General features: G+C 70.7%; 13 protein-coding genes. 3 read left to right on the top strand and 10 right to left on the bottom strand.

Going from position 1 to position 14,578, the window contains the following annotated elements; translation table 11 throughout:
• From N912_RS0142960 to N912_RS0142945, 4 genes are all read right to left on the bottom strand, one after another.
• Positions 1 to 357, bottom strand: a 357-nt coding sequence (locus tag N912_RS0142960; protein WP_037069573.1) for an SDR family NAD(P)-dependent oxidoreductase, incomplete at its 3' end; no start/stop codon positions are given.
• A gap of 5 nt (positions 358 to 362) precedes the next feature.
• Entirely contained in the window at positions 363 to 785 is a 423-nt protein-coding gene (locus tag N912_RS0142955; protein ID WP_028927295.1) for a cupin domain-containing protein, read from the bottom strand.
• 19 nt (positions 786 to 804) lie between these two features.
• Positions 805 to 1,560, bottom strand: coding sequence for an SDR family NAD(P)-dependent oxidoreductase (locus N912_RS0142950; RefSeq protein ID WP_028927294.1), 756 nt, complete (start codon positions 1,558 to 1,560; stop codon positions 805 to 807).
• Positions 1,561 to 1,562: 2 nt separating this feature from the next.
• Positions 1,563 to 2,915: an MFS transporter gene (locus tag N912_RS0142945; RefSeq protein ID WP_028927293.1), complete on the bottom strand. Its 1,353-nt coding sequence runs from the start codon at positions 2,913 to 2,915 to the stop codon at positions 1,563 to 1,565.
• A 117-nt stretch (positions 2,916 to 3,032) separates the two neighbouring features.
• Here N912_RS0142945 and N912_RS0142940 point away from each other — a divergent pair, with 117 nt between their 5' ends.
• Complete coding sequence (locus N912_RS0142940; RefSeq protein WP_037069570.1) at positions 3,033 to 3,812, top strand: IclR family transcriptional regulator; 780 nt, start codon at positions 3,033 to 3,035, stop codon at positions 3,810 to 3,812.
• An 84-nt stretch (positions 3,813 to 3,896) separates the two neighbouring features.
• Positions 3,897 to 6,155 (top strand): penicillin acylase family protein, encoded by a 2,259-nt coding sequence (locus N912_RS0142935; protein WP_084211818.1) that lies wholly within the window; start codon positions 3,897 to 3,899, stop codon positions 6,153 to 6,155.
• 7 nt (positions 6,156 to 6,162) lie between these two features.
• Here N912_RS0142935 and N912_RS0142930 read toward each other — a convergent pair whose 3' ends face one another.
• Positions 6,163 to 7,395 carry an MFS transporter gene (locus tag N912_RS0142930; protein ID WP_028927290.1) on the bottom strand — a complete coding sequence of 411 codons (1,233 nt, stop codon included), beginning with the start codon at positions 7,393 to 7,395 and terminating at the stop codon, positions 6,163 to 6,165.
• A 211-nt stretch (positions 7,396 to 7,606) separates the two neighbouring features.
• Here N912_RS0142930 and N912_RS0142925 point away from each other — a divergent pair, with 211 nt between their 5' ends.
• A complete protein-coding gene (locus tag N912_RS0142925) occupies positions 7,607 to 8,455 on the top strand; it encodes a PaaX family transcriptional regulator (RefSeq protein WP_028927289.1) in 849 nt (282 codons plus the stop codon).
• Positions 8,456 to 8,475: 20 nt separating this feature from the next.
• Here the strand turns inward: N912_RS0142925 and N912_RS0142920 are convergent, their stop codons facing one another.
• The 5 genes from N912_RS0142920 to N912_RS0142900 are packed head-to-tail and all read right to left on the bottom strand — an operon-like array spanning position 8,476 to position 14,578.
• Positions 8,476 to 10,125, bottom strand: coding sequence for a thiamine pyrophosphate-dependent enzyme (locus tag N912_RS0142920; protein ID WP_037069565.1), 1,650 nt, complete (start codon positions 10,123 to 10,125; stop codon positions 8,476 to 8,478).
• On the bottom strand, positions 10,122 to 11,252 hold the full coding sequence (locus N912_RS65380; RefSeq protein ID WP_037069562.1) for a pyridoxal-phosphate-dependent aminotransferase family protein: 1,131 nt from the start codon (positions 11,250 to 11,252) through the stop codon (positions 10,122 to 10,124). The genes N912_RS0142920 and N912_RS65380 overlap by 4 nt, the downstream gene beginning before the upstream one ends.
• Positions 11,249 to 12,340 carry an amidohydrolase family protein gene (locus N912_RS0142910; RefSeq protein WP_156994362.1) on the bottom strand — a complete coding sequence of 364 codons (1,092 nt, stop codon included), beginning with the start codon at positions 12,338 to 12,340 and terminating at the stop codon, positions 11,249 to 11,251. Before N912_RS0142910 ends, N912_RS65380 begins: the two co-directional genes overlap by 4 nt.
• A gap of 19 nt (positions 12,341 to 12,359) precedes the next feature.
• Entirely contained in the window at positions 12,360 to 13,388 is a 1,029-nt protein-coding gene (locus N912_RS0142905; protein WP_028927285.1) for a DODA-type extradiol aromatic ring-opening family dioxygenase, read from the bottom strand.
• Positions 13,389 to 13,402: 14 nt separating this feature from the next.
• On the bottom strand, positions 13,403 to 14,578 hold the full coding sequence (locus N912_RS0142900; RefSeq protein ID WP_211261597.1) for an amidohydrolase family protein: 1,176 nt from the start codon (positions 14,576 to 14,578) through the stop codon (positions 13,403 to 13,405).

Below are 14,578 nucleotides of genomic sequence, written 5' to 3'. Positions count from 1 at the left end.
CATGTGTGGCATGACTTCTCGGCACATGAGGAAGGTGCTGGTCAGGTTGGCGTCGATGAGGAAGTGCCAGTCCTGGTCGGTGATGTCTTCGAGTGGGCCGAGTCGGTTGTTGCCGGCGATGTTGAGCAGTCCGTATGGGGCGCCGTGGTGTTCGATGCCGGCCGCGACGGCGTGGGCGACCTCGCCGCTGTCGGTGACGTCGGCCGCGACCGGCAGCAGGCGCGCGTGGTGCGGGAGCCGGTCGAGCGCGTCGGTGGACAGGTCGATCGCGGTGACCGCGAACCCACCGGCCAACAGCTCGTGAACCGCGGCGGAGCCGATCCCACCCGCCGCACCGGTGACGATGACGTGTCTCATCCCGCTCAGGCCCGCCGGTAGCCCGCGAGCGACTCGTCCGGCACGTCCTCCAGGTTGACCACGATGTTCTCCGGCGTTCTCGCGGTCAGCCAGACCAGCTCCTCGGTGGTGCTCATGTTCGCCTCCACGTGCGGCATGAACGGCGGGACGAACACCCAGTCACCCTGGCGCATGTCGAGGTACTCGGAGTAGTCCTCCCCCCAGTAGATCCGAGCCGAACCCCGGAGCACGTACCCGCCGGTCTCGGCCTCGCCGTGGTGGTGCGGAAGCGACCGGTAGCCCGGCTCGTTCGACACCTGACCGAACCAGATCCTGGTGGCGGGCGTGTGCTGCGCGCTCACCCCGGAGATGCGCACCGCGCCGCCGGACTGGCCGGTGCCGCGCTCTTCCTCGCCGCTCCTGGTGACTACCGGTTTCACGTCGGCCATTGGCCCTCCTCGATCGTGCTCATCCGATGTACAAGCCGCCGTTGACGGCCAGATCCGTGCCGGTGGTGTAGCGGGACAGGCCGCTGGCGAAGAAGACGGCGGCGCCCGCGATGTCGTCGGGCTCGCCGAGCCGGCCGAGCGGGACGCCGCGAGCCTGCCGAGCCTCCAGCTCGGGCGAGGCGTCCTCGGTCATCGGCGTCCGGACGATCCCCGGGTGGATGGTGTTGGCGCGGATCCCCCTGGGGCCGAGCTCGCGCGCCATCGCGCGGGTCAGCGAGACGACAGCGCCCTTGGACGCCGCGTAGTGCGGGCCACCGCGCAGGCCGCCGCCCTGCTGGGCCGCGATCGAGCCGATGGTCACGATCGAGCCGCCCGGGCCGAGGTGCGGCAGCGCGGCCTGCACCAGGTTGAGCCCGCCGCCCAGGTTGACCTCGACCATCCTGGCGAGCGCCGAGGGCGTGACGTCCGCCAGCGCGGTGCCCTCCACGATGCCGGCGTTCGCCACCACCGTGGTGAGCCTCCCGAACCTGGCCACCACCCGGTCCACCGCCGACGCCACCGCCGGCGGGTCGGTCACGTCCGCCTCGATCCCGATCGCCGCCTCGGCGCGGTCGGGACCGACCAGCGAGTCGCTCAGCCCGGCCAGCTCGCGCTGACCCAGCCCGATCAGCCCGACCCGCGCCCCGTGCGCGACAAAAGCCCGGGCGATGGCGAAACCGATGCCTTTGGCATTGTCCGCGCCTGAGACGACCGCGACGCATTCTGTCAGCAACATAATCAGCGCTCCAGCGGCCGGTCGTAGCGCTCGGGCATGAAGTACAGGGCCACCGCCGAGATGATGACGATCACGAGCCCATAACCCGTGACGCCGATCGGGTTGCCCCCGAAGAGCCCGAGCAGAAAGGCGGCGATGAACGGGGTCGGCGCGCTGAAGATCAGGTTCGCCAGGGTGTACCCCATCGCGGATCCGGTGTACCGCACCGAGGTCGGCAGCGCCTCCGCGTAGAACGCCGGCTGCACCCCCGCGTTCAGCTGCACCGAGCAGAGCGCGAGGCTGATCACCGCCGCGCTCGCCCACCAGCTCCGCAGGTCGAGAAGGGGGAACAGCAGAACGACCGACACCAGCAGCCCGACCGTGCCGATGGCGAAGACCTTCCGGCGGCCGATGCGGTCGCTGAGCCAGCCGCCCAGCACGCCGGCGGCGATGGACAGCGCGTTGCCGGTCAGCAGCAGGCTGAAACTGATGCTGTTGCTCAGCCCGAGGGTGCCGGTCAGATAGCTGATGGCAAAGGTGACGCAAATGTAGAAGACCGACGCCGACGAGGCCCAGGTCAGCACGAGCAGGGTGAGAATCCTCGGATGCGTCCTGAACACCGTCAGCGCGGAGGGCCGGTCCCTTTTGTCCGAGGCTCGCGCATCGGCGAGAAAGAGCGGGGTCTCGGCCACCCGCGCCCTGATGTAGACGCCGACCCCGATGAGCACGACGCTGAACAGGAACGGGACCCGCCACCCCCAGCCGGCGAACGCCTCCGCCGACATCGTCGCGGCCAGCGCGGTGAGCGCCAGGGTGGCGACCACCTGGCTGATCGGCGAGCCGATCGCCATCAGCGCGCCGTTGCGGCCACGCTTGCCCTCGGGCGCGTGCTCCATGGACAGCAGCTGGGACCCGGTGGCCTCGCCGCCGAGCCCCAGGCCCTGCAGGAACCGGAGCATCACCAGCAACAGCGGAGCGACGAACCCGACGCTGCCGTAGGTGGGCAGCAGCCCGATCAAGGTCGACGCCGCGCCCATCAGGAGCAGCGTCCAGGTGAGCACCCGCTTGCGGCCCACCCGGTCGCCCAGCACACCGAAGACCAGCCCGCCGAGCGGCCGGGCGAAGAACCCCGCGCCGAACGTGGCGAAGCTGGCCAGCAGGCCGACCCCCGGAGCCAGCTCGGGAAAGAACAGCTTCGGGAACACCGTGGCGGACAGCGCGCCGTAGACGGAGAAGTCGAACCACTCCAGCGCGGATCCGACCGCGCCGCTGACCACCGCGCGCCGGGCCGCCGGGCTGTCGGCCGTGTTCCCCGCGCCGCCGAGCTCCGACGCGGTCGAGCCCCCTCGGACGTCGCTGTTCGAGCTGTTGGTCATCGAGTACGTGCCTTATCGGGTCGGGTGGCGCGGCGGGATCCGCCGCGGTCCCCCTCAACATCCCACTATGAGTCACGAACCGGGCAAAGTATCCCGGTATGGGGGAAACTGGCGGCCATGTCAGTTCCCGTGCTGCGAACCGTGGACCGCGCGCTCCAGCTCATCGAGCTGCTGCGGGTGCACAGCGAGGTCACCGTCTCCGGGGCGGCCGAGGTCCTCGGGGTGGGCACCTCGGTGGTGCACCGGCTGCTCGCGACGCTCGAGGCCAGGGGGTTCGCCCGCCGGGCGGCGGACTCCCGCGCGTACTGCCTGGGGCCGGCGCTGCTCGCGCTGCGCCCGGAGAGCTCGGACGCCGACTACATCGCGATCGCCCAGGACCAGCTGCGCCAGCTCCAGGCGGCCACCGGCGAGACGGTCCACCTGGCCGCGCTGCACGGCCGCAACGTGCGGTTCTTCTACACGATCGTCTCCCGGCACACGATGCGCGTCGAGTCCCGGGTCGGCGACCTGCTCCCCGCCCACGCCGCCTCGGCCGGCCGCGCGCTGCTGGCCACGCTGCCGGTGGTCGCGCTGCGCAAGCTCTACCCGGAGCCGACGCTGCTCACCGTCGGCCGGACGTCGACCCCGACGCGCGAGGCACTGGAGACCGAGCTGGAGGCGGTCCGCCGGCGCGGCTACGCACGCAACGTGGAGGACACCGAACCGGGCGTGGCGGCGCTGGCGATGGCGGTGCACGGGCCCGCCAGGATGCCGCCGATCGCGGTCACCGTCGCCGGCCCGCAGGCCCGGCTGCTGCTCGAACGCGACGACACCGAGACGGCGACCGAACGAGAGCTCTCCGCCACGCTCCGCCGGTCGGTGCGGGCCATCCAGGCACGGTTGAGTCCCGCCGGCTGACCATCTTGACAATGCCGAGCCGGTGGTGTGGCGTGATCCGGGGCGGAATGGGTCAAAGACGACCCCGAAAAGGTGAGCCAACATATGAACAACGCGCGGAACAAGGGCCTGAGCCGACGCCGCGTCCTGGGCGGAGCGGCCGGACTGGCCGCCGGTGCCGTGGCGGTCGCGGTGGGACTGCCGGCCTGTGGCACCGCCACTTCCACGCAGACGCAGACCCCGCCCGATCTCGACCGCCTACGCGCGCGGGCGGAGCACGTGACGATAACCCGCGACGACTGGGGCATCGCGCACGTTTCGGGAAAGACCGACGCCGACGCGGTGTTCGGGATGATCTATGCCCAGGCCGAGGACGACTTCAACCGGATCGAGACCAACTATCTGACCAGCCTCGGCCGCCTCGCCGAGGCCGAGGGTGAGAGCGCGATCTGGCAGGACCTGCGCCAGCGCCTGTTCATCGACCCCGAGGTGCTGAAGGGAGACTACGAGCGGTGCCCGGCCTGGTTGCGCGAGCTGATGCAGGCCTGGGCGGACGGGCTGAACTATTACCTCGCGACGCATCCCGAGGTGCGTCCACGCGTCATCAACCGGTTCGAGCCGTGGATGCCGCTGAGTTTCTCCGAAGGCAGCATCGGCGGCGACATCGAGCGAGCGCCACTGAGCCAGGTCGAGGCCTTCTACGGCAAGCGCCCGGTGCCGATGACCGATGACGAGCGCCGGTTGTTGTTCCGCGAGCCCACCGGCTCGAATGGCATGGCCATCGCGCCGAGCCATACCCGGGACGGCCACGCGCTGCTCCTGATCAACCCGCACACCAGCTTCTTCTTCCGCTCCGAGCAACACGTCACCAGCGAGCAAGGGCTCAATGTCTACGGCGCCGCCACCTGGGGCCAGTTCTTCATCTACCAGGGGTTCAACGCCGACGCCGGATGGATGCACACGTCGAGTGGGGTCGACAATGCCGACCAGTTCGCCGAGACGATCGTGACCGGGACGGACGGCAGCCACTCCTACCGCTACGGCGACGCGCTGCGGCCGGTGACGACGAAGACGATCACGTTGTCCTACGGCACCGAGGACGGCCGGCCTGCGCAGCGCAGCTTCACCACCTTCGCCACGCACCACGGCCCGATCGTGCGCGAGGCGGACGGCAGATGGATCGCGTTCGCGCTGATGAACAAGCCGATCGAGGCGCTGCAGCAGAGCTTCCTGCGCACCAAGGCGCGGGACTACGCGGGCTTCCTCGAGGTGGCCGGACTCAAGGCCAACAGCTCGAACAACACGCTGTTCGCGGACTCGAAGGGCGAGATCGCCTTCCTGATGCCCCAGTTCATGCCGGTGCGCGACGATCGGTTCGACTATCGCAAACCCGTCGACGGCAGCGATCCGGCGACCGACTGGCGTGAGCTGCACAGCCTCGAAAGCCTGCCCCAGGTGGTGAATCCGAAGAATGGTTGGGCGTTCAACTCGAACAACTGGCCATGGACCGCCGCCGGCCCGGACAGCCCCAAGGCCGCGAACTATCCCCGCTATTTCGACGGTGCCGGGGAGAACGCGCGCGGGCCGCACGCGGTCCGGGTGCTGAGCGCCCGAACCGACTTCACGCCGGAGACGCTGATCGCGGCCGCCTTCGATCCCTATCTCACCGGCTTCGCCCGGCTCGTGCCGGGGCTGGTCGCGGGGTGGGACCGCCTCCCCGAGGGCGATCTGCACAAGGCGAAGCTCGCCGGCCCGATCGGCCTGCTGCGCGGCTGGGACTATCGCTGGGCCACGGCATCGACCCCGACCTCGCTGGCCGTTTTCTGGGCCGAGGCACTCTGGGCGACCTCGGCCCGGCCGGCCGCGGCCGCGGGTTTGTCGGTATCCGACTACATGGCCGACCGCGCCACCGATGCGCAGCGGCTCGCGGCGCTCGAATCGGCGATGGACCGGCTCACGCAGGATTTCGGCGGCTGGCAGGTGCCGTGGGGCGAGATCAACCGCTTCCAGCGCAACGACGGCGCGATCGTCCAGAAGTTCGACGATGCCAAGCCGAGCATCCCGGTGCCGTTCACCTCCGCCCGGTGGGGCTCCCTCGCGTCATTCGCGGCGAAGCGCTGGCCCGGCACGAAGCGCTATTACGGCACCAGCGGCAACAGTTTCGTGGCGACCGTGGAGTTCGGGCCGAAGGTGCGCGCCTGGGCTGTCACCACGGGCGGCGCGAGCGGACATCCCGACTCGCCGCACTTCAACGACCAGGCCGAACGCTACGCGAGCGGCAACCTCCGGCCCGTCTATTTCTATCCCGACGACCTCAAGGGCCATGTCGAGCGGAGTTACGCGCCGGGCCAACTCGCGAAGTGAGCGTGTCTCACCGTGACTCCTTCTGGCGTTCCGGCGCCGTCGACGCGTCGCCCGCGTGCCGGACCAGGCCGAAGACCGCGACGGCCCCGCTGGCCGCGACCAGGGCGGCGATGGTGAACGCGAGGTCGAACGAGCCGGATCGGTTGACGATGACGCCGGTGAGCACCGGTGCGACGACGCCCGCGGTGGCCTCGAGCGCCTGGCTGACGCCGGAGAACAGGCCGGCGCGCCGCCAGGTCACGTCGAGCACGACGGAGCTGAGCACGGGGCCGATCCAGCCGAGGCAGAAGCTGACCAGGGCGAGCAGGGCGATGGCGGCGGGAAGGGAGACGGCGCTCGCGCAGATGTAGAGGCCGATCGCGGACACCAGCAGGGCCGCCGAGGCCGGATAGGCCCGCGCCCAGCGGAACCGGCCGGTTCGGGCCAGGATGCGGTCGGTGAGCAGCCCCCCGAGCAGCACGCCGAGGACCCCACCGAGCCAGGGCAGGCTCGCCGCCACACCCATCTGTTTCAGGTCCAGCCCTCGAGCCATCGAGAAGTAGCCCGGTAACCAGGTGAGCAGGAAGTAGAGAAGGTAGCCGGTGCAGAACATTCCCCAGAAGCACCCGGCGAGGGTCCTCATCCTGTCGGGACGGAGCCCGGTTTCCGGGACGGCCCGCAGGTGCTCGGGTGTGGTGATGCCCCGCTGGATGACGGCGAGCTCGCGTTCGCCGACGAATCGGTTGCGGGCCGGATCGTCGGTGAAGATCACCCGCCAGGCCAGCACCCACAGCAGGCCGACACCGCCGAGGATGAGAAACGCCGGGCGCCAGCCCAGCTCGACCATGATCCAGGCGATCAGCGGGACGCCCAGGGCCGGGGCCAGCTGGATGCCGACCATGATCATGCTGAACGTCCTGCCGCGTTGCCGGGCCGGAATCCAGTTGGCGATCACCCGGCCGCCGACGGAGCCGCCGGGCCCCTCGCCGACCCCGAACAGGAACCGCACCACCAGGAGCGCTCCGAAGCTGTTGACCAGGGTGGTCGCCGCGGTGAGCAGCGACCAGGAGGTCGCGCCGATGAGCTGCCATCGCCGGGCGCCGTGGCGATCGGCGAGGTAGCCGGTCGCGATCGTTGCCGGTACCAGGCCGACGAAGAAGACCCCCAGCACCAACCCCCACTGCGCGGGGTTGAGGCCCAGCTCACGGGTGATCGGTTCGGTCCCGACCGAGATCGCGACCCGGTCCACGACGTTGATCATCGTGTACAGGGTGAGGAAGGCGGCAACAACCCAACGGAACATTGCGCAGCTCCCATGGTGTGACGGAGGACACTCAGTATGAAACGAAATCTATCCGTCCGGCAACTACTAGTTTCATATTGATCTCGGCCGGGCAGCCCGGCGCGGCGACGAGGGCACCCCGGGGGACTGCCTATAGTTCGAGGGAACCGAAGCTCACCGAGGGGCCGCCGTGGGTAGCACGCGAACAAGTGGGTCGACCGGGGACCGGCCGACCATTCCGGCCCGTGAGATCGTCCTGGACCTGCTCGGGGGGTTCGTCCGGCACGACACGGGCCGCATCAGCATGCAGGCCATGGCCGAGCTCATGGGCGCCTTCGGCACGTCCCCCGACGCCACCAGGGTCGTCATCTCGCGCCTGCGCCGGGAGGGCTGGGTAGCGGTGCAGCGCGAGGGCCGGCGCAGCGTGATCACCATGACCGACCAGACCAGCCAGCTCATGCGGGCCGGCGAGGGCCGGCTCTACCGGCGCGACGGTGACCTGTGGGACGGCAGATGGCGAATGATCATCTACACGGTGCCGGAGGCCCGTCGCGCCACCCGCATCCGCATCCGCCGCATCCTGGACTGGCACGGGTTCGGGCCGTTGGCGACCTCCACCTGGATCTGTAGCCACGACCGGCTCGACGCGGCGCTGGAGGAGATCGGCGAGGAGCCCGAGCTGCGGCTGGACCCGCTGGTCGCGAGCAGCATCTCCGCGGAGCACGACCGGGTCATGGCGAACCGCTGCTGGGACCTGCGGCGCCTCAACGAGGAGTACGCCGAGTTCATCGACCGCTACTCCCGGTTCGACGACGCGGCGCTGGCCGATCTCAGCGACCAGGACTCGTTCGCGCTGCGGGTCGAGGTGCTCTACGGCTATCGCAACGCCTCATTCCATGATCCGGACCTGCATCCCCGACTGCTCCCGAACGACTGGCGGGGTCGAATTGCCCACCAGCTCTTCCTGCGCGTCTACGGGATCTTGGAAGAACCCGCCGCGAAGTACTACCAGCAAGCCGTGACCCGCTATCCAACTTGAATCAATTTCGAAACAAAACATTAACGACTTACTCGTTCGTGTTTCATGGTGAGCATCGCCCACGGGTCGGGCATCGGCCCGACCGGAACCTCGATCACCGTGGGCCGGCGGGCCTCGATCGCGGCGCCGAGGGCACGCTCCAGCGCGTCCGGACCGACCGCGCGGACCCCGCGCACCCCGAACGACTCCGCCAACGCCGGGAAGTCCGGGTTGTGCAGCTCCGAGGCGATGCAGCGTCCGTCGAACCGCTCCATCTGGGTACGCCGGACGTTGCCGTAGGCGCCGTCGTTGAACACCACGGCCACCACCGGGATGTCGTGCAGCACCGCGGTGGCGAGCTCCTGGACGTTGAACAGGAACCCGCCGTCGCCGGCCAGCACGACCACCGGGGTGTCCGGCGCGGCGAGCTGGGCGCCGAGCCCGGTGGGCAGCTCGAAGCCGAGCGTGCCCTGGTAACCGGGTGTGAGGAAGGTTCGCGGCCGCCACACCGGGAAGCCGAGCCGGCACCAGTACCCGATCTGGGTCATCCCGGCCACGACGATGCCGTCCTCGGGGACGGCGCGGCGGATCGCCTCGCCGTAGTGGGCCTGCGGCCTCAGGGCGAGCACCGTGGCCGCCGCGTCCTCCCGCAGCCGGGTCAGGTCGGGCCAGCTCGGGGTTCGGCCGGAGCGGGGCAGTCGCTCGGCGAGCTGGGCGAGGGCGAGGCGGGCGTCGGCGTGGATGGCGATCTCGGGGCTGACCTCGCGGCGCAGCTCGGCCGCGTCCGCGTCGATCCTGACCAGCCTCTGGTCGGGCCCGAACGGCAGCCGCCGGCCCATCGGGAGGCCGAGGCGGGTGCCCACGGCCAGGATCACGTCCGCGGTGGGCGTCAGGCGAGGTCCGAGGGTCGGCTCGCAGGCCAGCGGGTGGCGCGCGTCGAGGGCGCCCTTGCCGTCGGCCGTCATGACGACCGGGGCGCCGGCGCGCTCGGCCAGCTCGCGCAGCTCGTCCCAGGCGCCCGCGACGAGCACCCCGCCGCCGGCCAGGACCAACGGCCGTTGCGCCGCGGTGAGCAGCGCGGCGGCCCGGTCCAGGTCGTCCGGATCCGGGTCCGGCGTCCACGCGTCGCTCGGGTCGGCCGGGCCGGCCGGGTCGGTCGCGGCCCGGTCGGTCGGCGGGCGGGCCGCTTCCAGCACGTCGGGGGGCACCTCCACGGCGACCGGGCGCGGACGGCCGGTGCGCATCCGGCGCAGTGCCTCGGCCACCGCCGGACCCAGCTCGCCGGGCCGCATCACGGTGGTGGACCACTTCACCACGGCGCGCAGCGCGGCCGCCTGGTCCCGCAGCTCGTGCAGCTGGCCGAGCTGCGCGCCGATGGTGGCCGACGGGATCTGCCCGGCCACACACAGGATCGGGGTGTTGCGGGCGTACGCGGTGGCCAGGCCTGCGGTGGCGTTGAGCAGCCCGGGTCCGGGAACGACCAGGCAGCAGGACGGCTCGCCGCTGACCCGGGTGTAGCCGTCGGCCATGTACGAGGTGGCCTGCTCGTGGCGGGTGTGCCAGACCCGGAACGCGCCGTCCCGACGGGCCAGGGCGTCGAACAGCGCGTCGAGCTGCACCCCGGGCACCGTGAAGATGGCCCGCACGCCGCCGTCGGCGAGGGCGTCCAGCAGCGCGTCGGCGCCGGTCACGACCGCGCCCCGATGCCCTCGATGCGCAGGTAGTCCCGGGTGGCGTCCAACCAGTCGGTGACGACCCCTGGCTCGGCGGCCCGGCCCATGTGCCCGACCCGGAACGAGGCGCCGGCGTGCGGGGGCAGCCCGGCCGCGGCCAGCATGCCGTGCTTGTCGACCAGCCATCGCAGGTAGTGGTCGACGTCCATGCCGTCCGGCGCCCGCACCGAGGTCACCGCCGGGGCGGCGATCTCGTCCGGCACCAGGGTGCACAGGCCGAGGGCGCGCAGCCCACCCCGGGCCTGCCGCGCGGCGGCGGCGATCCGCCGATGGTGCGCGTCCAGCCCGACCTCGAAGATCCGGTCCGTCGCGGTGGCGAGCGCGTGCACCACGTTGCCGGGCATCGTGGTCGGGTGCGGGTGCCAGCTGGACCACATGTCCTGATAGCGGTGCCAGGTGGCCAGGTCGAGGTACCACCCGACCGCCTTGCGCCGCCGCGCGGGCGGGGCGCTGATCAGCTCCAGCGCGCGGGGACCCACCGCGACCGGCGCCACCCCGACCGGCCCGCCGAGGCACTTGTTGGCCACCGTGACGCACAGATCGACACCCCAGTCGTCCATCCGCAGCGGCGCGCCGCCCAGCGAGGAGATCGCGTCCACCACGGTGATCAGCCCCGCCGCCCTGGCGGTGCGGCACAGCCGCTCGACCGGGGTGAGCACGCCCGTCCCCGTCTCGTGGTGCACCATCGCGACCGCCCGAACGGCCGGGTGCCCGCCCAGCATCGCGGCAAGCTCCTCACCGCCCGCCGGCCGGGTGCCCTCGGTGCGCAGCTCGTGCACGACCAGGCCCAACGTCCGCGCGATCTCGACCAGCCGCTGCCCGAAGATGCCCTCCACCACCACGACCAGCTCGTCGCCGGGCGCGAGGACGCTGCCCAAGGTCATCTCCATGCCGGCCGAGCCGGGCCCGAACAACAGGTGGACCTCGCCGGCGGTACCGAACACCTCCGCCAGCTGCCGCCGCAGCCGGTCGTAGGTGGCCGTCCAGTGCGGTCCGTAGTGAAGCGGGACGGGCCGCCCGAGGGTGGCGAGCACGTCGGGCTCGACGGTGCACGGACCGGGCACAAGCAGCAACGGCTCGTTCATCGGCTTTTCCTCGCCTGGGGCTCGGGCAACAGGGGGAACGCGGCGCGGGGGTTGTGGTGCAGGATCTGGGTTCGGTCCTCGGCGCTGAGGAAGTCCATCGCGTCGATCACCGGCACCAGGTCGTCGGAGGGGCGGCCGGTGACCGGGTTGAGCACGCCGGTGCCGGCGCCGGGGGCCTCGGTGCCGAACACCATCTGGGCCACCCCGCGCTGCCTGATCGCCGTCGCGAGGAAGTCCGGGTCGTAGGCGCAGGTGTCGAAGAACAGGTTGGCGCGCAGGTCCCGCCGGGTCCGCGCCACCTCGGTGACCGGCATGCCGACCTGGCCGCCTTCCCGTTCGGCGCTGGACCGCACCACCACCTCCGAGGCGCCCACCCGCAGTCGCTGCCCCGCCTGGAGCAGCCGGCGCGGCGCGCCGCCGCAGTGGCACACCAGGACCCGCAGGCCGGGGTAGCGCTCGAACACCTCCCCCTGTTCGAGATGCATCGTCGCGAGCGTCTCCTCGGCCATGTTGTGCTGCTGGTAGCCGTGGGAGACGGCCTCCAGCCGGGGGTCGCGGCTGATCGACGGGTGCACGACCAGCGTCGCCCCCAGGTCCTGCGCCGCCTCGTAGAGCGGGAACCAGTACGGCTCGCTCATCGCGGGCGTGCGGCGGTCCGCGCCGGGGTCCGGGTTGACCAGCGCGCCCACGAAGCCCTCGGCCACCCGCCGTTGCAGCTCGGCGACGCAGTTGGCGGTGTCGCACTCGGAGCTCTGCGGCAGCTGCGCCACCCCCGCCAGCCGGGTCGGATGGGCACGGCACTGCGACGCGATGACGTCGTTCGTGGTCTCGGTCCACGCCTGGACCAGGAACGGCCGCTCCCAGTGCATCATCGCCACCGGTCGGGGGGAGACGAGCTGCAGGTCGATGGCGCGCTCGTCCATGATCCGCAGGTGGCGGCGCAGCGCCCCGTCCATCTGCTCGTCGGGGATGCTCAGCCGCATCGCGGCCGGGCTGCGCAGCGCGATCAGGTTGTAGGCGTAGGCGCGGAACTGTGGCGGTGTGGACATGTGTCCGTGGGTGTCGATGACGGCGACGCCGTGGTACATGGTCAGCACCCCGTCCCGGTCACGGCCGCTCCCAGTGGGCGAAGGCCATACCGACCGGCGAGTCGTAGACGGGCACGTAGTCGACGACGGTGCCCGCCGCCCCGTCGGCCACCGCCGAGGCCGCTATCCAGTTGCGGGTCTCCCCGCTGCCGCTGCCCAGCCCGCCTCGCATGCCCGTCCCGCCGCTGGCCACCGCGAACGCCTCGGTGTCCCGGTCCGAGACGTTCGCGGCGCCCAGCGCCCAGCCGTCGAAGTGGTCGGCCATCGCCCGTGCGTCGCCGAGGCGCACGGCCTCCAGGACTCCCCTGTTGAACTCCTCGTCCAGGCCGGCGTCGGCCATGCCCGGGGTGTGCCACAGCCCGCCCGAGCCGATCACCGCGACCCGCAGGTCCTGGTCCCACGCCTCGATCCGGGCCCGGACCGCGCGGCCCAGCTGGTAGCAGCGCAGCCCGGTCGGCTGCGGCGCGTAGTAGCAGTTGATGAAGAACGGGACGGTGGGCAGGTCGTAGTCCGGGCGCAGGTAGTAGGACGGGCGCATGAAGGCGTGGCCCATGCCCTCCTCGATGTCCGCCAGCCCGGTGCAGAAGGCCAGGTCGAACCGGTCCTCGGTCAGGGTCTCCATCAGGTACCTGGCCAGGTTCGGATGGCCCTTGACCGCGACCCAGTGCTCGATGCTCTTCGGCCTGGTCGGCCGCGCCGTCCCGATGATCGGGAGCCCGAAGTAGCGGGACACCTTGTATCCCTCGAAGCCCGGGCCGACGAAGATCCCCAACGCCGGGAAGTTGGTGAAGCTGAACTGCTCGCCCTGGTCGTCGCCGAACACCAGCAGCACGTCGGGGCGCGCGGCGTCGAGCCGCTCGCGCAGCGTGGCCAGGGCGGTCATGCACCGCTGGAACTTCCGCTCGTTCTCCTCGGGCGTGTCGAGCGGGACCGCCTCGTCGAGCGTGCCCTGCCTGGACCGTTCGTCCCGCGCCTGCCGCCATTCTCGCGCGGACGCGAACAGGTACGGCGAATGCGAGGTGCATATGACCGTGCAGATCTCTGCCATGATCCCGTCTCTCCTCAGAGCCCGAACAGCTCGATCGCGTTCTCCCCCAGGATGCGGCGCTTGGCCTTCTCACCCAGGAAAGGAAGGTCGTAGATCACCGCGGGGGTGTCGAAGTCCCAGTGCGGATAGTCGGACGAGTACAGCAGGCGCCGCTCGGCATTGATCATGTCGAAGGTGTTCTCGATGACCTCGATCTTCGCCGTGCGCTCCATGGGCTGCGAGGAGTAGTACATGTCCCGCATGTACTCGCTGGGCAGCCGGGTCAGCATCGGGGCCTCGCTGGAGCGCATCAGGTACTCGTTGTCCAGCCGCTGCATCAGGAACGGTATCCAGGCCAGGCCGCTTTCCACCCACACCACCTTCAGGCCGGGGAAACGCTCCGGAATACCGTTCATCACCATGTTGGTGAGGTGGATCATGTTGGTGGTGGTGAAACCCAGGGCGTGGACGGAGATGAACTTGTTGAGCATTCCCATCGACCGGTCGTGCCAGTTGTACGCGGCGTGGAACGCCAGCGGCATGCCCCGCTCCTGCAGCTCCGCGTACACCGGCACGTACTCGTTGGCGTGCACCTGGCGGTAGCGGACGCTGGTCACCATGAAACCGACCACGCCGGGTTCGTCGGCGAACTCGCGCACCATGCGCAGCGCGGCGGCCGGGTCGTTGAACGGGAGGTAGACCATCGTCCGAATCCGCCCGTCCCGGGTCAGGACATCACGGGTCAGCCACCGCGCATAGGCGCGGGCGAGCGCGACCTCGACCTCCACCTGCGGGTGCAGCCCCAAGGTCAACATGACGGTGGGGAACAGCACGGTGTAGTCGATGCCGAGGTTGTCCATGGCCCACAGCGTGCGCGCCACCAGCGGGTTTCGACCGTCGTGCCGGTCCGCGCGCAGCTCGTCGGGGACGTCCAGCCCGCCGCGCAGGATGCGGCCGGCCAGCTCCTGGTCGCCGATCGGCGCCCCGACCGCGCGGGTGGCCATCTGCCTGTCGAACTGGTGCCTGGCCCACGCCTTGATGCCGTCGTCCTCGATGTAGGGCACCAGGGTCTGCCAGGTCGACGTGTCCTCGTAGTGGTGCGAGTCGACGTCGACAATCGTGAAGTCGTACAGGTTGCGTTCTTCGGCCTGTTTGCGCGCGTTCGTGAGCATGTTCGGGACCGGCACCTGGCTTCGGTCGTACAAGGACAT

It is taken from the genome of Actinospineispora acaciae DSM 45401 (genome assembly GCF_000620785.1).
Lineage (GTDB): Bacteria > Actinomycetota > Actinomycetes > Mycobacteriales > Pseudonocardiaceae > Pseudonocardia > Pseudonocardia acaciae.
This window is presented reverse-complemented; position numbering and strand designations above follow the sequence as displayed.

Bases quoted from the DNA above. Each gene is read 5' to 3' on its own strand.
- N912_RS0142935 (WP_084211818.1), top strand. From the start codon at position 3,897: ATGAACAACGCGCGGAACAAGGGCCTGAGCCGACGCCGCGTCCTGGGC.
- N912_RS0142945 (WP_028927293.1), bottom strand. From the start codon at position 2,915: ATGACCAACAGCTCGAACAGCGACGTCCGAGGGGGCTCGACCGCGTCG.
- N912_RS0142905 (WP_028927285.1), bottom strand. From the start codon at position 13,388: ATGGCAGAGATCTGCACGGTCATATGCACCTCGCATTCGCCGTACCTG.
- N912_RS0142940 (WP_037069570.1), top strand. From the start codon at position 3,033: ATGTCAGTTCCCGTGCTGCGAACCGTGGACCGCGCGCTCCAGCTCATC.
- N912_RS0142900 (WP_211261597.1), bottom strand. From the start codon at position 14,578: ATGTCCTTGTACGACCGAAGCCAGGTGCCGGTCCCGAACATGCTCACG.
- N912_RS0142950 (WP_028927294.1), bottom strand. From the start codon at position 1,560: ATGTTGCTGACAGAATGCGTCGCGGTCGTCTCAGGCGCGGACAATGCC.
- N912_RS0142955 (WP_028927295.1), bottom strand. From the start codon at position 785: ATGGCCGACGTGAAACCGGTAGTCACCAGGAGCGGCGAGGAAGAGCGC.
- N912_RS0142930 (WP_028927290.1), bottom strand. From the start codon at position 7,395: ATGATCAACGTCGTGGACCGGGTCGCGATCTCGGTCGGGACCGAACCG.
- N912_RS65380 (WP_037069562.1), bottom strand. From the start codon at position 11,252: ATGAACGAGCCGTTGCTGCTTGTGCCCGGTCCGTGCACCGTCGAGCCC.
- N912_RS0142910 (WP_156994362.1), bottom strand. From the start codon at position 12,340: ATGTACCACGGCGTCGCCGTCATCGACACCCACGGACACATGTCCACA.